20 protein-coding genes and 1 pseudogene are annotated in these 21,036 nt (G+C 59.3%); 4 read left to right on the forward strand and 17 right to left on the reverse strand.

From position 1 onward, the window contains the following. Positions 1-3 precede the first annotated feature (3 nt). A complete protein-coding gene (locus tag K5R89_RS21455) occupies positions 4-1,071 on the forward strand; it encodes an HlyD family secretion protein (protein WP_087827572.1) in 1,068 nt (355 codons plus the stop codon). Further along, positions 1,061-2,125, forward strand: coding sequence for a DUF2955 domain-containing protein (locus tag K5R89_RS21460; protein WP_023291832.1), 1,065 nt, complete (start codon positions 1,061-1,063; stop codon positions 2,123-2,125). The genes K5R89_RS21455 and K5R89_RS21460 overlap by 11 nt, the downstream gene beginning before the upstream one ends. Here K5R89_RS21460 and K5R89_RS21465 read toward each other — a convergent pair. The 8 genes from K5R89_RS21465 to K5R89_RS21500 all read right to left on the reverse strand — a co-directional run bounded on the left by K5R89_RS21465 (position 2,122) and on the right by K5R89_RS21500 (position 8,775). Then, positions 2,122-2,376, reverse strand: coding sequence for a DUF3343 domain-containing protein (locus K5R89_RS21465; protein WP_217259547.1), 255 nt, complete (start codon positions 2,374-2,376; stop codon positions 2,122-2,124). The two genes, K5R89_RS21460 and K5R89_RS21465, sit on opposite strands and share 4 nt — an antisense overlap. Then, a complete protein-coding gene (gene yjiL, locus K5R89_RS21470) occupies positions 2,373-3,140 on the reverse strand; it encodes a putative 2-hydroxyacyl-CoA dehydratase activator YjiL (protein WP_217259548.1) in 768 nt (255 codons plus the stop codon). The genes K5R89_RS21465 and yjiL overlap by 4 nt, the downstream gene beginning before the upstream one ends. Positions 3,141-3,149: 9 nt before the next feature. Beyond that, the gene (locus K5R89_RS21475) at positions 3,150-4,301 is read right to left on the reverse strand and encodes a double-cubane-cluster-containing anaerobic reductase (RefSeq protein ID WP_217259549.1); all 1,152 of its coding nucleotides are present in this window, start codon (positions 4,299-4,301) and stop codon (positions 3,150-3,152) included. 97 nt (positions 4,302-4,398) lie between these two features. Further along, the gene (locus tag K5R89_RS21480; RefSeq protein WP_004204157.1) at positions 4,399-4,638 is read right to left on the reverse strand and encodes a DUF2164 domain-containing protein; all 240 of its coding nucleotides are present in this window, start codon (positions 4,636-4,638) and stop codon (positions 4,399-4,401) included. A gap of 25 nt (positions 4,639-4,663) precedes the next feature. Further along, positions 4,664-5,911 (reverse strand): multidrug efflux MFS transporter MdtM, encoded by a 1,248-nt coding sequence (mdtM, locus tag K5R89_RS21485; protein WP_023291836.1) that lies wholly within the window; start codon positions 5,909-5,911, stop codon positions 4,664-4,666. Positions 5,912-5,964: 53 nt separating this feature from the next. Next, positions 5,965-7,257 (reverse strand): DUF445 domain-containing protein, encoded by a 1,293-nt coding sequence (locus K5R89_RS21490; RefSeq protein ID WP_023291837.1) that lies wholly within the window; start codon positions 7,255-7,257, stop codon positions 5,965-5,967. Continuing rightward, complete coding sequence (locus tag K5R89_RS21495; RefSeq protein WP_072421100.1) at positions 7,250-7,912, reverse strand: LysE family translocator; 663 nt, start codon at positions 7,910-7,912, stop codon at positions 7,250-7,252. The genes K5R89_RS21490 and K5R89_RS21495 overlap by 8 nt, the downstream gene beginning before the upstream one ends. A 47-nt stretch (positions 7,913-7,959) precedes the next feature. Then, entirely contained in the window at positions 7,960-8,775 is an 816-nt protein-coding gene (locus tag K5R89_RS21500; protein WP_217259550.1) for an AraC family transcriptional regulator, read from the reverse strand. Positions 8,776-8,990: 215 nt separating this feature from the next. On the opposite strand from K5R89_RS21500, the pseudogene K5R89_RS21505 reads away from it, so the two are divergent. Together K5R89_RS21505 and K5R89_RS21510 are read left to right on the forward strand one after the other, a co-directional pair. Then, positions 8,991-9,893 (forward strand): annotated as a pseudogene (locus tag K5R89_RS21505) (Rpn family recombination-promoting nuclease/putative transposase). A gap of 159 nt (positions 9,894-10,052) precedes the next feature. Beyond that, on the forward strand, positions 10,053-11,423 hold the full coding sequence (locus K5R89_RS21510; RefSeq protein ID WP_064155470.1) for an NAD-dependent succinate-semialdehyde dehydrogenase: 1,371 nt from the start codon (positions 10,053-10,055) through the stop codon (positions 11,421-11,423). A gap of 49 nt (positions 11,424-11,472) precedes the next feature. Here the strand turns inward: K5R89_RS21510 and K5R89_RS21515 are convergent, their stop codons facing one another. The 9 genes from K5R89_RS21515 to hpaX all read right to left on the reverse strand — a co-directional run bounded on the left by K5R89_RS21515 (position 11,473) and on the right by hpaX (position 21,035). Next, positions 11,473-11,793, reverse strand: coding sequence for a hypothetical protein (locus K5R89_RS21515; RefSeq protein WP_032454756.1), 321 nt, complete (start codon positions 11,791-11,793; stop codon positions 11,473-11,475). Further along, positions 11,793-12,338: a YfaZ family outer membrane protein gene (locus K5R89_RS21520; RefSeq protein WP_023291843.1), complete on the reverse strand. Its 546-nt coding sequence runs from the start codon at positions 12,336-12,338 to the stop codon at positions 11,793-11,795. Before K5R89_RS21520 ends, K5R89_RS21515 begins: the two co-directional genes overlap by 1 nt. 392 nt (positions 12,339-12,730) lie before the next feature. Then, a complete protein-coding gene (gene yjiA, locus K5R89_RS21525) occupies positions 12,731-13,687 on the reverse strand; it encodes a GTPase (RefSeq protein ID WP_023291844.1) in 957 nt (318 codons plus the stop codon). Positions 13,688-13,698: 11 nt separating this feature from the next. Next, complete coding sequence (locus tag K5R89_RS21530) at positions 13,699-13,902, reverse strand: YbdD/YjiX family protein (RefSeq protein WP_002887451.1); 204 nt, start codon at positions 13,900-13,902, stop codon at positions 13,699-13,701. A gap of 110 nt (positions 13,903-14,012) precedes the next feature. After that, the gene (gene btsT, locus K5R89_RS21535) at positions 14,013-16,163 is read right to left on the reverse strand and encodes a pyruvate/proton symporter BtsT (RefSeq protein ID WP_044525281.1); all 2,151 of its coding nucleotides are present in this window, start codon (positions 16,161-16,163) and stop codon (positions 14,013-14,015) included. A gap of 295 nt (positions 16,164-16,458) precedes the next feature. Continuing rightward, positions 16,459-16,971, reverse strand: a complete 513-nt coding sequence (locus K5R89_RS21540) for a 4-hydroxyphenylacetate 3-monooxygenase reductase subunit (RefSeq protein ID WP_023291846.1) — start codon at positions 16,969-16,971, stop codon at positions 16,459-16,461. 19 nt (positions 16,972-16,990) lie between these two features. Next, a complete protein-coding gene (hpaB, locus tag K5R89_RS21545; protein WP_002887473.1) occupies positions 16,991-18,553 on the reverse strand; it encodes a 4-hydroxyphenylacetate 3-monooxygenase, oxygenase component in 1,563 nt (520 codons plus the stop codon). 223 nt (positions 18,554-18,776) lie between these two features. Beyond that, positions 18,777-19,667: a 4-hydroxyphenylacetate catabolism regulatory protein HpaA gene (hpaA, locus tag K5R89_RS21550; protein ID WP_023291847.1), complete on the reverse strand. Its 891-nt coding sequence runs from the start codon at positions 19,665-19,667 to the stop codon at positions 18,777-18,779. Between the two features lie 9 nt (positions 19,668-19,676). Next, a complete protein-coding gene (gene hpaX, locus K5R89_RS21555) occupies positions 19,677-21,035 on the reverse strand; it encodes a 4-hydroxyphenylacetate permease (RefSeq protein WP_217259551.1) in 1,359 nt (452 codons plus the stop codon). Between the last annotated feature and the right edge of the window lies 1 nt (position 21,036).

Raw genomic sequence — 21,036 nt, forward strand, 5'->3', positions numbered from 1 at the left:
ACTATGATGACGCCTGAACAAAAATTTGCCCGCTGGGTACGGGTGAGTATTGCCGCTTTTCTGGGAATATTCGCCTGGTTTATCGTTGCCGATATCTGGATCCCGCTGACGCCGGACTCCACCGTCATGCGCGTGGTGACCCCGGTTTCGTCGCGGGTCTCCGGCTATGTCTCGCACGTCTACGTGCATAACAATAGCCAGGTGAAAAAGGGTGACCTGCTGTATGAGCTCGACCCAACGCCATTCATTAATAAAGTTGAAGCGGCACAGATCGCCCTTGAACAGGCGAAGCTGAGCAACCAGCAGCTGGACGCGCAAATCGCCGCCGCCCGCGCCAACCTGCGCACAGCGCAGTACACCGCCCGTAACGATAAGGTCACGCTCGATCGCTATCAGCGCCTGAGCACCATGCAGAACGTCTCGCAGTCCGATCTCGACAAGGTGCGGACCACCTGGCAGACCAGCGAGCAGTCGGTCTCGGCGCTGAACGCGCAGATCCGGAACCTGCTGATCCAGCGCGGCGAGCGCGACGATAAGCGCAACGTCACCCTGCAGAAATACCGCAACGCGCTGGAGGAGGCGCAGCTGAACCTGGCCTGGACCAAAGTGCGTGCGGAAACTGACGGCATGGTCAGCAACCTGCAGCTTAACCCGGGGATCTACACCACCGCGGCGACGGCCGTGCTGGCGCTGGTCAACAACAATACCGATATCGTCGCTGACTTCCGTGAGAAGAGCCTGCGCCACACCGCGGTAAACACCGATGCGGCGGTGGTCTTTGACGCCCTGCCGGGGGAAGTCTTCCCGGCGCACGTCACCAGCAGCGATGCCGGGATTCTGGCGGGGCAGGAGGCGGTTAACGGTCAGCTGTCGCAGCCGGAACAGTCCACCCGCTGGGTGCGCGACGCCCAGCGAATGCGCATTCACGTCGCGCTGGATCAGCCGCTGGAGAAACCGCTGCCGACCGGCGCCCGCGCCACGGTGCAGCTGTACAATAGCGAGGGACCTTTCGCCCGCACCTTCGCCGGCCTGCAGATCCATCTGGTGAGCTGGTTGCACTATGTCTATTAATACCCTGGCGCACGTCTTTACCCCGCACGGCAATATCGTCTACACGGCGAATGATTTTCGCCAGACGGTGCGTATCGCCGTGGCCGGGACCATTGCCCTCAGCATCTCCACCTTCTACGACGTGCAGTACGGCGTATTTTTTGTGGTTTATCCGCTGATGCTGATGTCGCTGGTGCCGGTGTTCAACCGCCATGTCGCCCGCCAGTTTGTATTCAGCGCGGCGGTGAACTGCGTCGAAATGGTATTGATCGTTGGCTATCTGTCGCAGTGGCCGGTGATCATGACGCTGGTGGTGTTCGCCCTGTACGTGATGCGTTTTCGCTTTATGAGCCAGGGGCCGCTGTTTCTGCTGGGGTCGATGGGGGTGGTGTGTCAGAGCACGATGCTCAACTTTATGAGCTACCCGACCAGTAACTGGCACACCCTGATGTTCTCCAACATGGAAGCGTGCGTGCTGGCGGTGGCGCTAAGCGCGCTGCTGCATTACCTGATCCCGGACGTCGAGCCGCGCAAGCCGCCGCCGCGCCTTGAAAAAGACGCCGCCCGCATCCGCCACGAGTCGCTGCTCTCCGGCACGGTGGCGACGATCATCTTCGTGGTGTTTCAGATCTGCGATCTCAGCGACTCGCTGTCAGCGCTGATGGCCGGGATCCTGATCCTGTTCCCGATGCACTATCGCGGGGCGGTGATCAGCTCGATCTGGCGCGTGGCGGGGGTGGTGCTGGCCTGTCTCTATATTCTGGTGGTGCAGTTGATTATCTATGACTTCAGCAACCACATGGTCCTGATGATGCCGCTGATTGGCCTCGGGCTGGCCTTCAGCGCCCGTCTGCACGTGATGGAGAAAGTGGGCGCCGGGGTGGGCTTCGCCAGCATCACCACCATCGGCATTATGTTTGGCCAGAATCTGCATCCCTATCAGGATCTGGTATTCAGCGATCTGTACCGCATCACCTCGGTGACGGTCTCGCTGGTGGTGACGCTGACCCTGGTCTTTCTGATGCACCGCCTGCTGAACTGCTTCGCGGCGACGCGCTTTGTGGTAAGCGATTAACCTGCCGATGGGAAGGTGGCGAGACAGCGCCACGCTTCCCCGTCCTGCAGATACAACGCCGCCGTCAGCTCCGGCAGGATCCAGCTTCGCGCATCGGCTTCCGTCCCCTCCAGCAGGATGCACAGCCCGCAGCCGCTGCGCAGCTGGCGGGGAATATCTTTGACCTCGAAGATCATTCCCGCCGCCTGCAGGGCTTTGCGCGTGCGCACCACTCCCACCGTGGAATGAAATAAAAACAGAAAGGTTGTCATCCGCGCCTCCGCTGACGCTGGCCGATCAGCGCCGCGCCGATCGCCCCGGCATACTGGGCGTCGGGATGGGTTGTCACCGCCATGCCGACATGGCTTTCCAGCATGCGGGCAAAGGCGGCGCAGTGGCTGACGCCGCCGGTAAACAGCAGCGGTCCCTGCGCCGATAAGCGGCCGATAAAGTTCGCGCTGCGCCGGGCCATGGCGTTAATCACCCCCGCCAGAATCGCCTCCGGCGCGACCCCGGCCGACCGCAGGCTGATGACTTCCGATTCGGCGAATACCGTACACATGCTGGTGATGGCGTGCGGTTCCACGCCGTCGGTAATGACGTCCAGCTGTTCGACGCTGGCGCCGAGGGTTCGTGAAATGACCTCCAGAAAACGGCCGGTACCGGCGGCGCATTTGTCATTCAACAGAAAGTCGCTGAGGTTGCCCCCGGCATCCAGCAGGATAACCTTGCTGTCCTGGCCGCCGATATCAATCACCGTGCGGGTGTCCGGCGCCAGCAGGCGGGCGCCGAGGCCATGACAGGAAATCTCCGTCACCTGTTTATCGGCAAAATCCACCAGCTGGCGGCCATAGCCGGTGAGGGTTAAAAAGGGCGTTTCCGCGAGGCCAGCGCGCAGCGTCTCCCAGGCCTCATGGATGGCGTCGGCGGGGCGAAAGGGGGTCGGGCAGAGGAAACGACGCGTAATCACCCCGTCCGCCAGCAGGATGCCTTTCGTGGCGGTGGAGCCGGAATCAATACCAACCGTGTAGATCACGCCTGCTCCTTACAGCATTTCGATAAAGGCGGCGACGCGGGTGCTGAGCTGGCCGAGGTCCGCTGTCGAATAGTCGGTTTCAATCGCCATATAAGGAAGGTCGTGCTGCTGGCGCAGATGGCGTTTAATGGCCAGCGATTCCACGGCATAGGTATGGCAGGCCTGCAGGATGACGTCGATTACCCCGTCGGCCTGGTACTCCTCCACCATCTGGCTCAGCAGCTGCAGGCGCTGATCGTTAGGGGAAATACAGGAGCAGCCGATGGCGAGATATTTATCGGTTAAGGCGTCGTAGACGTCGCCCTCTTCCGCCACGCAGCGCTCGGTAGCCTTCGCGCCGGTGCAGTTTTCATAGCCCACCACCCAGCCGCCGTTTTCTTCGATGGCGCGAACCACTTTCTCCGCCGCGCCGCCGATCGGGCAGCCGGTGATCAGAATGCGCGGGCGTGAGGCCAGTCGTTTACCCTGCCGCCACTCCTGACGGATGCGCTCCGCCATGGCGTTGAGCTCGTCAATCAGCGCGGTTTTGTCGAAGCGGAAGGTGGCGCCATACACCACTTTCAGGATGTCGCCGCCGCTGAGCGCCGGCGGATTGAGCTGCCCGAGACGATAAAAGTGGGCCAGCGCCCGGCGTTCGCGGTTTTTCAGCACGATGGCCTCGCGCAGCGCCGCCTCGCTAATCGGCGCGCCAAACTGCGCCTCAATCACCTGCTGCAGGCGCAGGATCTCCGCTTTCCACAGGGCGCGGGAGGCCGCGTCGCTGGCGCTGTTCGGCAACTGCATCACGTGGACCGCCTTGAACTCGGCCATGTACTCGTACATTTTCTTTTTACCGTCGCAGGTGGTTTCCCCAACCACCAGGTCAGAGAAATAGAAGTAGGGGCATTTATCGGTTTTGCCGAAGCCGTAGCTGCTTTTGATTAACGTACAGAGGTTGCGCGGCAGATCTTTTTCCGCTTCCTCGATGGTTTCATCGGAGGTGGAGCACAGCGAGACCACCACGGCCCCCGCCGCCATGGCGATCTCCTGAGGCATAAAGGTGCAGTAGGTGCCCACCAGCGGCACGTTCTGCTCTTTAAGATCCATGACGGTGAGAAAGCCCTTCTGGCGAGCTTCCGAGAACTGGTCAAAAATGGCGGGTAGATCGGTGATAAGCGACATGGTTTTCCTTCCCCGTACATGGGAGATGCTGAAAGAGTCGCCATTATAACCCTGTTGTTTGTATGCTTTTATTGATCTCCTGCGTCTGCGCGCGGCGTTAATAGACCTTCTTTAAATCCATCTCTTCCTGGATCCGCTCGCTCCATGCCAGGTGGGTGCGGATAGCCTCTTCGATACCGGCGTTGTAGAACAGCGGCCCCAGCTCCTGGGCGATAAAGTCGACAAAAAATTCAGCGTCAAACTGCTCCAGTTCGAGGTTAAACGTCTCTTCGCAGTACTTGCTGAGCCTGTCGCGCAGCAGGTCGCGCTGCGCCGGGCTGAGTTCAATCTCACTCATGATAGGGCTTTCTCCGTAAAAGGGGTCACGACTGCCGGGCTTCAATGACCGCTTGTGCACACTGGCGCTGGTGGCGTAACAGTCCGGCGAGGCAGCAGGCGGCGGCGAGCCCCGCGACCACCGCCAACAGGTGGAAGGGCAGTCTCCCGCCATGGAACCACAGCCAGCGCGCGCCTTCAATCGATAAGGCGCTGACGCTGAGGATCACGATATTCAGCGAGGCGGAGACCGTGCCTTTCGGCAGGTCGTTGGAAAAGAGGGTAAAGCGGAACAGCGTCGGGAAAATCAGCCCGATGCCGAAGGCGTAGAAGCAGGTGCCGAGCACCGACCACAGCCAGACGTGCGGCCAGGCCAGATTTCCCACGATCAGGATGGCCAGGCCGAGCATCTGTACCGGCACCGCGCTCAGCACAAAGCGCGGACGGGTGGGATCTTTTACCCAGCGCGCCACCGACAGGTTGGCAATGATGACGGCGCTGAAGACCGGCACCTGGCTCCAGGCGAACTCGCTGGTGGTCAGCCCGCCGGCGTCCATTAAAATCACCGGCGATACCGCCACCCAGCTCATCAGCGGAATATAGCTCAGCGACAGCGTGGCGGCGCCGAGCAAAAAGATGCGGTTGCGAAAGACGTTGCGAAAATCGCGCAGCACGCCCAGGGGGCTGAACGGCACATCGCCGCGGCGCACCGTCTCCGGCATGGTCAACAGCAGCCCCAGCCAGGCCACCAGCCCCATGGCGGCGATAATGCCGAACAGCGCTTTCCAGTGGATAAAATGCATCAGCGCCGCGCCGGAGAGCGGGCCGACGATCGGCGCCACCAGCACGACGGAGGTGATCACCGCCATCAGCCTGATCGACCTTTTTTCCTCAAAGGCTTCCTGTACGGTGACGTAGCCGACGGTGGCGATAAAGCAGATGCTGGTGCCCTGCACGAAGCGGGCGATCAGGAACTGGGTCATGGAGGTGGTGAACAGTGTCGCCAGGCAGGCGAGGGTGAAAATCAGCGCGCCGGTGAGCAGTACCGGACGCCGTCCGATCCGGTCAGAGAGCGGCCCCAGCAGCCACTGCAGCGCCATGCCGCCGGCCATGTACAGGCTCACCGAGGCTGGAGCCAGCGCCACATCGGCGTTGAAATCCCGCACCACGTGCAGGATCCCCGGCTGGATCAGGTCGGTGGTGAGATAGGCGGAAAAATCATACAGAATGAGCGCCGCCGGGAAGAACAGCGCGGCGGCGTGCCGGGTTAGCCAGCGGGTCATCCGGTGCATCATCTCGCCCTCCCTGTGGAATATTTTTCAGCGCGATTGTTCAGATAGTATCATTGCTAACCAATATGCAGATGCAGCAGCGACGGGATCTGCGAGAGCAGCCACAACAACAGGCCGATGGTTCCCCCGACCAGGGTGCCGTTGATGCGGATGAACTGCAGATCTTTACCGATATTAAGCTCGATCTGCCGCGACATATCGCGGGCGTCCCAGCTCTTCACCGTGTCGCTGATATGCCGAGTGAGGAAGGCGGCGAACTCCGGGGCCACCCGGTGCGCCGCCTGCTCCAGGTGTTCGTTAAGCGATTCGCGCAGCGCGTCGTCGCGGAGTAAGGTTTCACCGAACCACTGGCCAGCCTCGGCGATGCGCTGCTTGATACGCGAGTCGTCGCTGCTGATATCGTTTTTTACCCAACCGCGCAGGTCGCCCCACACTTCGCCAAGATAGCGGTTGAAGGTCTCATCATTTTTCAGCCAGGCTTTGATGTTATCGGCCTTCTGCGCCAGTTCCGGGTCGGATTTCAGGTTATCGATTAGCTTTTGCGTCGCGCGGTCAAAGGTCTGGCGGATCTGGTGGGTGCGATCGTGAGTGACCTCGTCCAGCAGGGTATTCACGGCGTCGGTGACCATCTCGGCGCTGTGCTCGCCGAGCCACTCGGTGGGTAATAGCCTGGCCTTCAGCGGGTGTTCGGTCTCCAGCCAGCGCACGATGCCGCGGGCGATAAAGGCGCGGGAGCTGTCGCGCTGCAGCAGGGCGATCAGCTGATTTATCAGCGAATCCAGCAGCTTTTGATGGCGGTTGTCGCGGGTCAGCCCCTCCAGCATCATGGCGCTGGTCTGCGTCAGGTCGACCTTATCGATCGCCTTATGCACCGCGCGCCGCAGCAGGCGCTGAATGCGGGCGTCATCGGTCAGTTCGAGAAAACCGCTCATCACCTGCAGCAGGTGCTGGCCGACCCGCCGGGCGTTCTCCGGCTGGCTGAACCAGTTGCCGAGCATCAGAGCTGGTTGATAGCGGCGGATCAGCGCCACCAGCGACGGGGTATCGAGGAACTTCTCTTCCACAAAGCGGCCGAGGTTGTCGGCGATGCGATCTTTGTTGCGCGGGATAATCGCGGTATGGCGGGCGACAAAGGGCAGCGGAATACGACGAAACAGGGCCACCACCGCAAACCAGTCGGCCAGCGCCCCGACCATCGCCGCTTCGGAAATGGCCTTCAGCGCGCTGACCCATGGCGTCGGCGGCAGCAGCAGGGTGGTGATAAATAGCGCGGCGGCGATCAGCAGCAGCGACAGCGCCAGCAGTTTGGCGCGTTTCAGTTCAGCGAGTTTTTCCATAAACTTAAGCATATAACCTGACGGCGAGGTCGTGCAAAAATCGCCAGATAATCCACAGACCGAACATCATCAGGATCGCCCCCGCCGCCCGCTCGACCCGCCAGACGATGGCGCTCAGGCGGTGCTGCACCTGCGGCAGCGCAATCGCGCTCACCAGCAGTAAATCCCAGAAGAACACCACGCTGACCATCCACAGGCCACTTACCGTTTGCTGCAGCAAGGTAACCGCCGGCCCCAGCAGGGAGGTCATCAGCGCCAGATAAAACAGCGCGTTCTTCGGGTTGAGCAGCGATGACCCCAGCCCCAGCAGCAGCTGCTTGCCGAACCCCGGACGCGATGCGCGAACGCTCTCCACCGCCAGCGCCGCGGGACGGCTGCGAATCAGCAGGCTGCCAATCCACAGTAAGTAGCCCGCGCCCAACAGCTCGATGAGCAAAAACAGCAGCGGCGCCTGGCGCAGAAGCCCCCAGCCAACGATGGCCAGGACAATATACAACGCATTCCCGGCGGCGATACCGAGACACAGTCCGAGGCTGCCGCGGATCCGGTAGCGTACAGCGTAACCGACCAGCAGAAAAAAATCGGGGCCCGGGCTGAGCAGAGCGACAAAGTGGGACAGGGCTAACGCCGGAAAGGCGGCGGGGAAGAGAGTCGATAAGGTATTCATAGTGGCCTCGATAATGGTGCTGAGGCCACCCTACGCCAGGTGGAAAATTACTTATTGTCGGAAATTGATCGGCTTTGCGCATACTGCCGCGGCGTGGCGGCGGTATAACTGACGAAGGTTTTATGGAAATGGCTCTGATCGGCAAAGCCGGCCTGATAGCCGACGTCGGCAATAGGGTCCCCGGCACGTAAGCGCGTTTTCGCATATTCAATGCGCGCCATATTGATCAAACTGGCGGGCGTCAGGCCGGTATCCTGTTTCACGGCGCGGATAACGGTCTCTTTACGTAGCGCGCTGTCGTGGGCCAGCTTATCCAGCGATGGCGGCGCCGGCAGATCTGTCGCCAGGCGCTGAAACAGCAGGGCGCTGGCGTGATGTGGCGCCTGCGGCGCGGCGGCGCACAGCGGCAGCGCGTGCAGGAGCTGCGCCAGCCGGGCGTGCAGTTGCTCAATGCGGCCGCGGCTCATCAGGGCGACAATCTGCTGGAAGCAGGCAAAGAGAGGGCTGTCGTGCAGCAGCGGCTGCGGCGAGGTGATACTGGCGCCAGGGGGAATATCTGGACGCTGCGCATGGCACCATGCCGCCTCCAGGTACAGCATATGATAGCTGCGCGGCCGGTCACGCAGCGGATTACAGCTATGCGGCGCGTGCGGCGGGATCACGATCAGATCCCCGGGCTGCAGGAGATATTCCTGACCATTGCACAGGCAGCGCGTTTCACCGTCGATAATCGCCCCCACCGAGAGCTGCGGGTGGCTGTGGCGCTTATAGGCCTGACGGCTGCCCCAGGTGCTGCGCAGCTCCAGCCACGGCAGGCGTTCGTCTCGCCAGAAGGTTTGGGGAATATCTCGGGTATGGTTCACCGCATCGACCTTTGCTGAGGGGATAAATCGTTTATAGCATGCTGCGCCGAGGCTGTCGCCCGCCGGGATTTGCGTACCGCGTCGAAAAAGGATGTCACGCTTGCAGTCCGGGGAAATATGTTTTCGTCGCGGAATGTAAAATCCCGGTTTCCGGGGTGTCAGCGACATTCATGGGAGGTAGAGTCCCTGCAGGATAAGCAGGCAGGGATGAGCCGATGGCAAAGGGCACCACCTCGACGCCGCATGATGCGGTGTTTAAACAGTTTCTCACTCAGGCCGACATCGCGCGTGATTTCCTGGCGATCCATCTACCGCCTGCGCTGCGTCAGCGCTGCGACCTCGATACCTTACAGCTGGAGTCGGCAAGCTTTATCGAGGAGAGCCTGCGGGCCTGGTACTCCGATGTGCTGTGGTCACTCAAAACCGCGTCTGGCAAGGGATACATTTATGTGGTTATCGAACATCAGAGCTCACCGGACGTGCAAATGGCTTTTCGCCTGATGCGCTACGCCATCGCCGCGATGCAGCGCCATCTGGATAACGGTCATACCAGATTGCCGCTGGTGGTGCCGATGCTGTTCTATCACGGAGCGACCACGCCATACCCGTAGTCGCTCAGCTGGCTGGACTGCTTTGCCGATCCACCGCTGGCGAGGGAGCTTTATGCCTCGCCCTTTCCGCTGGTGGATATCACGGTGATCCCCGACGATGAGATCGTTCGTCACCGGCGGGTGGCATTACTCGAGCTGATACAGAAGCATATTCGCCAGCGTGATTTAATGGCGATTGTTGAGCAGCTGACGACGATTTTACTTAGCGGTGACGCTAATGACAGGCAGATAAAAACGCTGTTTAATTATCTACTGCAAACTGGCAACGCGCGTCGCTTTGGCCGGTTTATCCAGGAAGTGGCGCAACGGGTTCCTCAGCACAGGGAGAGATTGATGACCATCGCCGAACGATTACAGGAAGTGTGGCGCAGAAAAGGCAAGCGTGAAGGACAGCATGCCGAGGCGCTGCGCATTGCCCAGAGGATGCTGGCCGACGGCATTGCCCGCGAGACGGTGGTGAAAATCACTGGCCTGACCGCCGATGAGATCGCCGCGCTGGCGCATTGATAACGCCGGGACGGCCTGACGGTCGCCCCGGTTAGCCACCGTTATGGAATATTCCGGATATACCTAACTTTACCCGCATCGCCAGCCATCTCGACTACCCTTAATATCCTTAACGGCATTTTTGACTGCCTTAATAGCGATAACAAGGAGACATGCGATATGGCCTATCAGACGGTGAATCCTGCGAACAATCAGCTTATTAAAACGTACCCGGCGCACAGCGATGCGGACGTGGAGGCGGCGCTGCGGCAGGCGGATGCGCTCTATCATTCGGCCTGGGCGAAAGGCGATATCGAACCGCGCCTGGCGGTGCTGCATAAGCTGGCGGATCTGATCGACAGCCGGGCGGAAGATCTGGCGAAAATCGCCAGCGAGGAGATGGGGAAACTCATTAAGCAGAGCCGCGGCGAAGTGAAACTGTGCGCGCAAATCGCCCGCTATTACGCCGATAACGCCAAATCGATGCTGGCGCCGGTGAAATACCCCACCGAACTCGGCGACGCCTGGGTTGAACACCATCCCATCGGCGTATTAGTGGCGGTGGAACCGTGGAACTTCCCCTATTACCAGCTGATGCGCGTCCTGGCGCCAAACCTGGCGGCCGGGAACCCGGTTATCGCCAAACACGCCAGCATTGTGCCGCACTGCGCGGAGACCTTTGCTCATCTGGTGCGCGAGGCCGGCGCACCGGAAGGGGCGTGGACCAATCTGTTTATCTCCCAGGATCAGGTGGCGAAGATTATCGCCGACGATCGTGTGCAGGGCGCGGCGCTGACCGGGTCGGAAAAAGCTGGCAGCGTGGTGGCGGCGCAGGCGGCGAAGCATATTAAAAAATCGACCCTGGAACTCGGCGGCAACGATGTGTTTGTGGTGCTCGACGATGCCGACCTCGATCGCGCGGTGAAAATCGGCGTCCAGGCGCGGCTGAACAACGCCGGCCAGGTGTGTACTGCCGCCAAGCGGTTTATCCTGCATGAGAACATCGCTGAGTCGTTTCTGACGAAATTTAGCGAGGCGTTTCGCCAGGTAAAAATAGGCGATCCGCTGGATGAAAGCACCACGCTGGGGCCGCTCTCCTCTAAAGATGCGCTGGAAACCTTAAGCAAGCAGGTTGACGAGGCGGTCAAAAACGGCGCCACGCTGCATCTGGGCGGCAAGCCCGTGGCGCGAGACGGCAACTTCTTTGAACCCACTATCCTGACCGGTATTACCCGCGACAATCCGGCGTACTTCGAAGAGTTCTTTGGCCCGGTGGCGCAGATCTACGTGGTGAAAAACGATGAGGAGGCGATTGCGCTTGCCAACGATTCTCACTATGGCCTGGGCGGCGCGGTGTTCAGTCAGGATATCGAACGCGCTAAACGGATGGCATCCGCCATTGAAACCGGGATGGTCTATATCAACTGGCTGACCGATACCGCGCCCGAACTGCCGTTTGGCGGCGTGAAGCGTTCCGGTTATGGCCGGGAGCTCTCCGATCTCGGCATCAAAGAGTTTGTGAACCAAAAGCTGGTGGTGGTTCGCCGCTAAGCCCGACCATAAAAAAACCTGCCATCCGGCAGGTTTTTTTATAATAGATTTATTGCACTTCGACTTTATCCCAGCCGCTTTTGAACATACAGCTGTCGACTAAGGTCTCCCGCTGATATTCATTCGCGTCTTCTACCGTATAACTTGTTTCAACATCCTGTTTCTTATGCTTTTTGTCGCTTTTTTCTGAACTGGACCCGGTCACCACGTTATCCGGAGGGAGATCGACCAGGGCCTGCGCTTCACATTCGGTGAGCTTTTTATGCATGTCGGCATCGCTTAAACCCGGCTTCACCCAGGTATACTGAGTGCAGCCGGTGAGCAGCAACGCCAGGCTCAGCGCAGAGAGCGCGGCGAGACGTGATTTCATCAGAAGGTAATCCCGCCGCCCACGTAGGCGCCATCAATCAGGGTGTGGTTTGGGCGGCCCTCTTTGCCGTCAACGCTCACGTGACGGTAACCGACCTTCAGGGTCAGTGGACCAACCGGGGACCAGCTCACGCCGCCGTTCGCCTCAACATAGTTTTTCACGCTGTTGTTCAGGCCGTCGGGGGCCACATACCCTTCGCCAAACACGTGGATGCTGTCGGTCAGGGCCACGTTCACTCCGCCGCCGACCGGAAACGCGACGCCGTTATCGCCTTTTTTCGGCCCGAGGTAGATAGCTTTCGCGCCAGCGTTGAGCATCACCGGGCCAACTTCCAGATTGTAACCCGCGCCAACGCCGCCGGTCTGGCTACCATCATCGGTATTCTTCAGCCAGTGGCTTTCGGCATACAGGCCGGAAGAGGATTTACCCATTTCCATATTCAGGTTGGTAAAATTCTTACCTTGTTCAACGGTAAACCCCATTGCCATGGCGGAACCAGAGACCGCGGTCAGGGCAGCAACAATCAGGATGTTAAGCTTTTTCATGGTTTGCTCCTCGTCATTAAATTTGTCTGAGGGCACCTTAACAATCGATGTTTACCTCTGCAAATGTGACTTACGTCGATTTTTTATGCTGTGTTTGTCAGGGAAGTGTTTTGAAAATGTTGTAATGACGTTGGGTTATGGCGAGGTCAATCATCAAATTTGGTCTGTTTAGCCACAGTTTAATGGGGGGGCTAAACAGAAACTGAACAGGGCGGGCATTAATTATTAAGCGTCCTATTCATTGAATTTCTTATTATTTCCAAAAGTGTTTCTGCTGTTACTTATAAAAACGTTGATTTACATTTTTCGACGCGATGACGACGTTTTAACCCTGTCTTTGACGATGTACGGGGAGAGAAGGGGGCCTGCGCCTTAGCGCGCAGGCGGGCAGATTAGCGTCGTAGCCCGGCAAATGCCGCGCGAATCTCCTCTTCCGGCAACTGAATGCCGATAAACACCAGCGTGCTGTGCGGCGTTTCATCGCCCCACGGGCGATCCCAGTCGGCGCTGTAGAGGCGCTGCACGCCCTGGAACAGCAGGCGATTTGGCTCGCCGTCGATCCACAGCATCCCTTTATAGCGCATCAATTGCTCGGCGAAGGAGAGCAGCAGATTTTCCATTACACGCGACACTTCGCTGATATCCACCGGGTAATCCATCTCAACCACGATTGATGACACGTCGTTTTGCTTCTCTGCCATAAAGTGGAAACGCGGTTTGCTGTTTACGACGTTCTCTTCCAGCATAAAGCCGCTGGTGTTAAACAACTGGCTAAGATCGATATCGCCGTGAATGACGGTATAAATCGGCGCCCGGGCATTAATGCGCGCCAGCCGTTCGCGCAATTTTTCGGTGTCGCCGGCAACATCAGTTTTGGTCAGCAAAATGCGGTCTGCGTAGCCTACCTGCGACTGGGCGATGGTGAACTGATCCATCTGCTGGTCGGCATGGACCGCATCCACCAGGGCGATCACGCCATCCAGCAGATAGCGCTCGCAAAGCACCTCGTGGGAGAAAAAGGTCTGGATAATCGGCCCCGGGTCGGCCATGCCGGTGCATTCAATCACCAGCCGGTCGAACTCGATTTCACCGCGGTCGCGGCTGTCGAGCAGATCGAGCAGGGCGTCTTCCAGTTCGTTGGAGCGCGTACAGCAGATGCAGCCGTTGGTCAGGGTTTTAATCTGCGTGGCGCGGTCGCCGATCAGCTGATCGTCAACGGCGACTTCGCCAAATTCATTTTCAATCACGGCGATTTTAAAGCCGTGCTGTTCGTTGAGAATATGGCGCAACAGGGTGGTTTTACCTGCGCCGAGAAAACCGGTGAGTAGGGTGACTGCAATCGGTGCCATTATTGCCTCCATTAACAGCAGCGGACGCCGCCTTTGCCGTCGCCGCCGTAGCGGGCCTGCTGGCGTTCGCGGAAGAATTCTTCATAAGTCATGTACGGCTGATCCGGATGGTTGGTTTGCATATGGGTGACGTAGTTGTCGTAATCCGGAATGCCAATCAGCATTTTCGCCGCCTGACCGAGATATTTTTTTGCCTGACCTAAGTTACCAAACATTGTAAGTTCCAGATAACGAATAAAGCCGGATGGCGGCTAGCGCCTTCTCCGGCCTACGTTGATGCGCTTTTTTGTAGGCCGGATAAGCGTAGCGCCATCCGGCATCGGGGTTAATGATGTGACGAGGTCTTCACGCCGCCTTCCGGTACCGGCACGTACGGGGTCTCTTTGTCGGTACGCACTTTATTGTTGCGGACAGTGAGCCAGGTTTTGATGCCGTAGAAGATGATGCTGTACACCACCACCAGGAACAGGATGCTCAGGCCGGCGTTGGTGTAGTTGTTGACCACGATATGGTTCATGTTGGCAATCTGCTGTGCGGTCAGTTCGCCGCCGGAAGCGATCTTCTCTTTATACTGCTGAGCCATAAAGAAGAAGCCTTCCATCTGCGGGTTGGTGCTGAACAGCTTCAGGCCCAGCGCCCAGGTGGTGCACAGCAGCAGCCACGCAGCCGGGATCACGGTGACCCAGATATATTTGGTGCGCTGCATTTTGACCAGCACCACGGTGCCAAGCACCAGCGCCACCGCGGCCAGCATCTGGTTAGAGATACCGAACAGCGGCCACAGGCTCTTCACGCCGCCCAGCGGGTCGACCACGCCCTGATACAGCAGGTAGCCCCACAGCCCGACGCAGCCGGCGGTACCGATAATCCCGGCGACCAGCGAGTCGGTTTTTTTCAGGAACGGCACGAAGTTACCCAGCAGATCCTGCAGCATAAAGCGGCCTGCGCGGGTCCCCGCATCCAGCGCGGTGAGGATAAACAGCGCTTCAAACAGGATACCGAAGTGGTACCAGAAGCCCATATCCGCCATCGGGATGATTTTGTGGAACACATGAGCGATACCCACGGCCAGCGTCGGCGCGCCGCCTGCGCGGTTCAGTACGGAAGGTTCGCCGATATCTTTCGCGGTTTGCAGGATTTGCTCAGGTGAGATCACGAAGCCCCAGGAGCTGACGGTCGCTGCCGCGTGAGCGGTGACATCCCTCAGCTGGGCGGCAATCAGCGCCGCGTTTTCACCGCCCATTTCGTGCAGGTTCGGCATGGTGATACCCAGACCCGCCGGCGGGGTGTTCATCGCGAAGTAGAGGCCCGGTTCGATAATCGATGCCGCCACCAGCGCCATCACCGCCACGAAGGACTCCATCAGCATTGCGCCGTAGCCGATAAAGCGGGCGTCGGTTTCGTTGGCCAGCAGCTTCGGCGTGGTGCCGGAGGCGATCAGGGCGTGGAAGCCGGAGACCGCGCCGCAGGCAATAGTGATAAACAGGAACGGGAACAGGGCGCCTTTCCACAGCGGACCGGTACCGTCAATGTACTGGGTCACCGCCGGCATTTTCAGGTCCGGGTTAAGGATCACGATACCCAGCGCCAGGCCAACGATGACGCCGATTTTCAGGAAGGTCGCCAGGTAGTCGCGCGGCGCCAGAATCAGCCATACCGGCAGCAGAGCCGAGATAAACGCGTAGCCAATCAGGGTAAAGGTGATGGTGGTGTCTTTAAAGGTCAGCGCCGGGCCCCAGTACGGGTCGTGGGCAATCACGCCGCCGAAGTAAATAGACGCCACCAGCAGGACGATACCGATGACCGATACTTCGCCTACGCGGCCCGGGCGCAGGAAGCGCATGTAGATCCCCATGAACAGGGCAATTGGCACCGTCGAGCAGACGGTGAAGACGCCCCACGGGCTTTCCGCCAGCGCTTTCACCACGATCAGCGCCAGCACCGCGAGGATGATGATCATTATCAGGAAGCAGCCGAACAGCGCGATGGAGCCCGGTACGGGACCCATCTCCTGTTTGATCATCTCGCCCAGCGAGGCGCCGTTACGCCGTGAGGAGATAAACAGCACCATAAAGTCCTGTACCGCGCCTGCCAGCACGACGCCCGCCAGCAGCCACAGGGTGCCCGGCAGGTAGCCCATCTGCGCGGCGAGCACCGGGCCCACCAGCGGACCGGCGCCGGCAATCGCGGCAAAGTGGTGGCCAAACAGCACGTAGCGGTTGGTCGGCACATAGTTCAGGCCATCGTTATTAATAACCGCTGGCGTGGAGCGCGTCGGGTCAAGCTTCATCACCTTCTGCGCGATATACAGGCTGTAATACCGGTAGGCGACGAGGTACACGGAAACCGACGCCACCACGATCCACAGGGCACTGACGTGCTCACCGCGGCGCAGGGCGACGACTGAGAGGCAAAATGCCCCGATGATCCCGAGAATCACCCAGGGTATGTGCTTGAATAGTTTTTTGGTATCCATAGTAAAACCTGGCGTTAATGAGATGAATAATTGGCCGAAGCCGTCTGGTTTTAAGTAAGAGTTGATGGAGGTATTGATTAGCTAGGCTGCCTCCGATCTTGCCAGACCGGCGCGCGCGTAAAGATGAGTAAATGGGTGAGTGGTTGTATAGGAGGTTAAGCGGTTACTGGAAGGGGTAAGCGGTTGGCTACGAAGTGAACAGGGCGGGATTATGTGATTGTGATCACAGGATATTGTGGCCTGCGACGCTGTGGGTTAACGCTCCTCCCCAACCGGGGAGGAGCAGACAAGGCGATTACACTGCGACTTCCATTTCCATCATTACCGGGTGGAAGCGGCGCTTAAAGTAGATCAGCCCGTGGCCTTGCTGGCTCAGGGTTATATTCCTGATTTCTACCAGATAGACCAGGTGGGTGCCGATGGTTTGTACCTGGCTAATCTCCCCTTCGAGACTGGCCAGCGACCCCTTCAGCACCGGCTGCCCGAGCGCGCCCTGCTGCCAGCCGCTGAGGGCAAAACGCTCTTCCATCGTCACCCCGGTCATCCCGGCGAAATGACGGGCCATGATTTCCTGTTCATGGTTCAGCACGTTGATGCACAACTTGCCGTTGCCCTGAAACACCGGGTTCATCGCGCTGTTGGCGTTGATACACACCATCACCGAGGGCGGCGTATCCGTCACCGAGCACACCGCCGTGGCGGTAATCCCGCAGCGGCCGGCTTCGCCTGCGGTGGTGACCACGTTAACCGCCGCCGACAGGCTGGCCATGGCATCGCGAAAACGCAGGCGTTGTTCATCTAATTGCATTATGACCTCCCGCTGCGAATTACTTCAGCAGCTTATCCAACATGTTGATATCAGCGTTATTGTGCAGATGCGGCACCGTCCAGCCGTTCTGGTCGTACTCGGACAGGCAGCGGTCGACCATCGCCATCATCTTGTCCATATTGCCGGAGCTCTGCGCCTGGCGCAGACACTGCAGGCGAATCTCATCCTGGCTACCGGAGTAGTTGATTTCATACAGCTCGTGGCGGCCGCCGAATTCGCTGCCGATGGCGTCCCACATCAGTTTGAGGATCTTGATACGTTCAACGTGATCCATACCGTTGGAGCCGCGCACATACTTCGCCAGATACTGGTCAATCTGCGGATTGTTCAGATCGCGGGCGCTGGACGGCAGATAAATCAGGCCGCTGGTGACGTTGCGCTCGATGATGTTCTTGATCTTGGCGTAGGCCATCGGGGCCATCACGCGATAGGTCTGCAGCGCGGCGTGATCCGGCAGCCATGCGCCGTTGACCCACGGCGTCGCTTCCGAGCACATGGAATCGCTCAGCGCCCAGAACATGTTGCGCCATGCCACCACTTCGCCGAGGTCGGCCTGCACGCCGCGGAACTCGAGGGTGCCGGTACATTCCAGCGAGCGCTTCAGCAGGGCGGTGATAAAGTCCAGTTTTACCGCCAGACGTACGCAGGCCTGCAGCGGGTACATGCGGGCGAAACCCCCTTCCATGGTCCAGCGGCGGCAGCGGTCGAAGTCGCGATAAATCAGCACGTTCTCCCATGGGATCAGCACCTTATCCATTACCAGAATCGCGTCGTTCTCGTCGAAACGGCTGGAGAGCGGATAGTCGTACGGGGAGCCGGTCGCGCCGGCGACCATCTCATAGGAGGCGCGGGAGATCAGCTTGACGCCTTCGGCGTCCATCGGCGCGACGAACATCAGCGCGAAGTCCGGGTTTTCGCCCATCACCTGCGCGGAGCCGAAGCCGATCATGTTGTAGTGGGTCAGCGCCGAGTTGGTGGCGACCACTTTCGCGCCGCTGACGATGATCCCGGCATCGGTCTCTTTTTCCAGCTTGATGTAGACATCCTTCACTTCATCGGCCGGCTTGTGGCGGTCGATCGGCGGGTTGACGATCGCATGGTTAAAGTACAGGCCGGTTTCCTGAATGCGGGTGTACCAGTTGCGGGCGTTCTGCTCGAACTGGCCGTAAAACGCCGGGTTGGCGCCCAGCGCGCAGCCGAAGGCGGCTTTGTAGTCCGGGGTGCGGCCCATCCAGCCGTAGCTTAAGCGCGACCACTCGGCGATGGCGTCGCGCTGCTGGCGCAGATCGTCGGCGCTTTTCGCCACGCGGAAGAATTTGTGGGTGTAGCCGCCGCTGCCGGTATCGGTGCCCCAGCACAGGGAATCCTGCATCTCCGGTTTGTGCAGCGCATCGTACAGTTGAGCGACGGAGGCCGCGGCGTTACGGAAGGCCGGGTGGGTGGTGACATCCTTCACGCGCTCGCCGTAGATATAAATTTCGCGGCCATCCTGCAGGCTTTTTAAATACTCTTCGCCAGTTAACGGGCGTTTCGCGTCGGCGCGGAAATCTTCAGGTTTCATAGGGGCCTCTTCAGTATTTATCGGAAAATGATGTTAAATATATGTTTTGTTTTTGTTGTTCAATTGAAGCGGTTATTGCGCTTGTCGTGAAGGGACGTTTGCGACAACGACGGGTACTTTTCAGGCGGGAGTGAATTTTGTGATCTCTGCAGCGTTTGCCGGCTGGCGCGGCGCTGAACCGACCTGTGCACCATCGCCCGGCAGGCGCAGCGCCAGCGGGGAATTACGATACCGGTACTTTTTGCGCCCGGTAGCTGCTGGGCGAGCAGCCGACCTGGCGGCTAAAAAAACGCGCAAAATAAGCGGGGTCTTTAAACCCCAGCTGCCAGGCTATCTCATTGACGGCGCTATCGGAGAACAACAGCAGGCGCTTCGCCTCGCGCAGCTGGCGGTCGAATATCAGCCGTTTGGGCGAACGGTTGGCAAAGCGGCGACAGATATCGGTCAGCCGCGATTCGGTCAGGTGCAGCTCCCTGGCGTAATCCGGTACCGTCCAGTGCTGATGGTAGTGGCTGTCGATCATCTGGTTAAAGCGCTGGAATAGCTTCAGCTCGCCGCGCATGCCGCTGGCGGCGTGATCGTCGAGCTTTGCGTTACGCAATAGCAGGGTAAAGACCGCCTGCGCCAGCAGCGCCAGGGTGTGCTCGCGCCCCGGCAACTGGGCGGTGGATTCCCGGCGGATCAGCTGCCAGTAGTGGGCCAGCGCCGCCAGCTCGTCGGGTTTATCCGCCAGCGACAGGCAGATCCCCGGCAGGCCGAAGGTCTCCCGCGTGCCGGGATAAAGCACCTCCAGCAGCGGCCAGATGAGTTCTTCGTGCACCGTCAACACGTGACCATCGCTATCGGACTCGGTAATAAAGGCGTGCGGCACCGAGGGCGGCGTTAACACAAACAATGGCGCCTGCACCGAATAGCGATGGTCATCAAGCTGCAGCTCAATCTGCCCGGTATCAAGATAGTGCATCTGGAAATAGCGGTCGTGGCGATGCGCCTGCATGTCGCGGCCAAAAAAGGCCGCCATGCGGGAAAACGACTGATAGTGCACCTCCTCGGTGCCCAGGCTCTCGTCGTAATCTTTATTGATATCGATATTGGCGATGGAATGCTGGCACATACCCGCTCCTTAGTGGCCTTTTTGCGCCGCTAAGCCCGGGGCGGCGGCGGCGTCCTCACGCTGGCTCATTGGAATGCGGGTGAGCACCAGCGCGCCGACAATCAGCAGCCCGGCGACAAACCACAGCCCGGAGCTAAAGCTGCCGGTGGTATCGCGCAAAATGCCGATCAACAGCGGGCTGGCGGCAGAGCCGACGTTGCCGATGGCGTTGATTACCGCCAGCGCCACCGCGCGCGACTGCAGGCTGATCACCCGATCCGGGGTGGTCCAGAAAATGGCCATCGCGGTAAAGGATCCCACCGAAGCCATAATAATGCCGATCAGCTGGATCAGGCTGTGGTGAGTTGCCGAAGCCAGCAGCCAACCCGCCGCGGCGAACAGGTAGGGCAGGATGGTATGCATTTTGCGCTCTTTGCGCCGGTCGGAGCGGCGGCTCCACCAGATCATGCCGAAAATAGTGCAGAACTGCGGGATCGCCGCCAGCAGGCCAATCATGATGTTGCTACTGCCGGTGTTGAAGCTCTGCAGGATCTGCGGCGTCCAGATATTAATGGCGCTCAGGGTATTGGTCAGGCAGAAGTAGGCCAGGGTATACATCAGCACCGCTGGCGTCAGGACTTCGCGCAGCGTGGAACGCGGCGAAGCCGGAACGACCGCCGCATTTTCCCGTTCACGATCGATCATCGCCTTCAGCGCCTGTTTTTCTTCGCTATCGAGCCAGTTGGCTTTATCCGGCGTGTCGTTGAGGAAGAACCAGGTGACGACGCCGAGCACCACCGACGGCAGGCCTTCCAGCAGAAACAGCCACTGCCAGCCCTTCAGGTTCCACAGGCCGTCGAGCGCCAGAATATAGCCGGAAAGTATCGAGCCGAGCATCATGGTCACCGGCATGGCGATCATAAACAGGGCGTTGGCGCGGGCGCGATGGTAGGCCGGGAACCACCAGGTCAGATAGACGAGGATCCCCGGTAGAAAACCAGCCTCGGCGATACCGACCAGCATGCGCAGGATGTACAGCGTATGCGGGCTGGTGGCGAACATGGTGCAGGTCGAGGCGATCCCCCAGACCACCATAATTCCGGCGATCCAACGGCGCGCGCCGACTTTCGCCAGCATGATATTGCTGGGGATCCCGCACAGCACGTAGGTGACGTAGAACAACGTCGCCGCCAGGCCGAACATGGTGGAGGTCAGGCCGAGGTCTTTGCCCATCGTCAGGCCGGCGAAGCCGATATTAATGCGGTCCAAAAATGAGAAAACAAAGAGAACAAACAGGAAGGTAATCAGGCGGCGGAACAGCTTTTTGATCACCCGGTTTTCTACTTCAACGGCTTTATTATCATTGTGTTGCAGGGTAGAGGTAGTCATG

This window comes from Klebsiella sp. TF21-TM, from assembly GCF_019753495.1.
GTDB lineage: Bacteria > Pseudomonadota > Gammaproteobacteria > Enterobacterales > Enterobacteriaceae > Klebsiella > Klebsiella quasipneumoniae.

What these genes read in the sequence shown, in the direction of transcription:
- K5R89_RS21455 (WP_087827572.1), top strand. Translation starts at nt 4, where the DNA reads ATGATGACGCCTGAACAAAAATTTGCCCGCTGGGTACGGGTGAGTATT.
- K5R89_RS21460 (WP_023291832.1), top strand. Translation starts at nt 1,061, where the DNA reads ATGTCTATTAATACCCTGGCGCACGTCTTTACCCCGCACGGCAATATC.
- K5R89_RS21465 (WP_217259547.1), bottom strand. Translation starts at nt 2,376, where the DNA reads ATGACAACCTTTCTGTTTTTATTTCATTCCACGGTGGGAGTGGTGCGC.
- K5R89_RS21475 (WP_217259549.1), bottom strand. Translation starts at nt 4,301, where the DNA reads ATGTCGCTTATCACCGATCTACCCGCCATTTTTGACCAGTTCTCGGAA.
- K5R89_RS21480 (WP_004204157.1), bottom strand. Translation starts at nt 4,638, where the DNA reads ATGAGTGAGATTGAACTCAGCCCGGCGCAGCGCGACCTGCTGCGCGAC.
- mdtM (WP_023291836.1), bottom strand. Translation starts at nt 5,911, where the DNA reads ATGATGCACCGGATGACCCGCTGGCTAACCCGGCACGCCGCCGCGCTG.
- K5R89_RS21490 (WP_023291837.1), bottom strand. Translation starts at nt 7,257, where the DNA reads ATGCTTAAGTTTATGGAAAAACTCGCTGAACTGAAACGCGCCAAACTG.
- K5R89_RS21495 (WP_072421100.1), bottom strand. Translation starts at nt 7,912, where the DNA reads ATGAATACCTTATCGACTCTCTTCCCCGCCGCCTTTCCGGCGTTAGCC.
- K5R89_RS21510 (WP_064155470.1), top strand. Translation starts at nt 10,053, where the DNA reads ATGGCCTATCAGACGGTGAATCCTGCGAACAATCAGCTTATTAAAACG.
- K5R89_RS21515 (WP_032454756.1), bottom strand. Translation starts at nt 11,793, where the DNA reads ATGAAATCACGTCTCGCCGCGCTCTCTGCGCTGAGCCTGGCGTTGCTG.
- K5R89_RS21520 (WP_023291843.1), bottom strand. Translation starts at nt 12,338, where the DNA reads ATGAAAAAGCTTAACATCCTGATTGTTGCTGCCCTGACCGCGGTCTCT.
- yjiA (WP_023291844.1), bottom strand. Translation starts at nt 13,687, where the DNA reads ATGGCACCGATTGCAGTCACCCTACTCACCGGTTTTCTCGGCGCAGGT.
- K5R89_RS21530 (WP_002887451.1), bottom strand. Translation starts at nt 13,902, where the DNA reads ATGTTTGGTAACTTAGGTCAGGCAAAAAAATATCTCGGTCAGGCGGCG.
- btsT (WP_044525281.1), bottom strand. Translation starts at nt 16,163, where the DNA reads ATGGATACCAAAAAACTATTCAAGCACATACCCTGGGTGATTCTCGGG.
- K5R89_RS21540 (WP_023291846.1), bottom strand. Translation starts at nt 16,971, where the DNA reads ATGCAATTAGATGAACAACGCCTGCGTTTTCGCGATGCCATGGCCAGC.
- hpaB (WP_002887473.1), bottom strand. Translation starts at nt 18,553, where the DNA reads ATGAAACCTGAAGATTTCCGCGCCGACGCGAAACGCCCGTTAACTGGC.
- hpaA (WP_023291847.1), bottom strand. Translation starts at nt 19,667, where the DNA reads ATGTGCCAGCATTCCATCGCCAATATCGATATCAATAAAGATTACGAC.
- hpaX (WP_217259551.1), bottom strand. Translation starts at nt 21,035, where the DNA reads ATGACTACCTCTACCCTGCAACACAATGATAATAAAGCCGTTGAAGTA.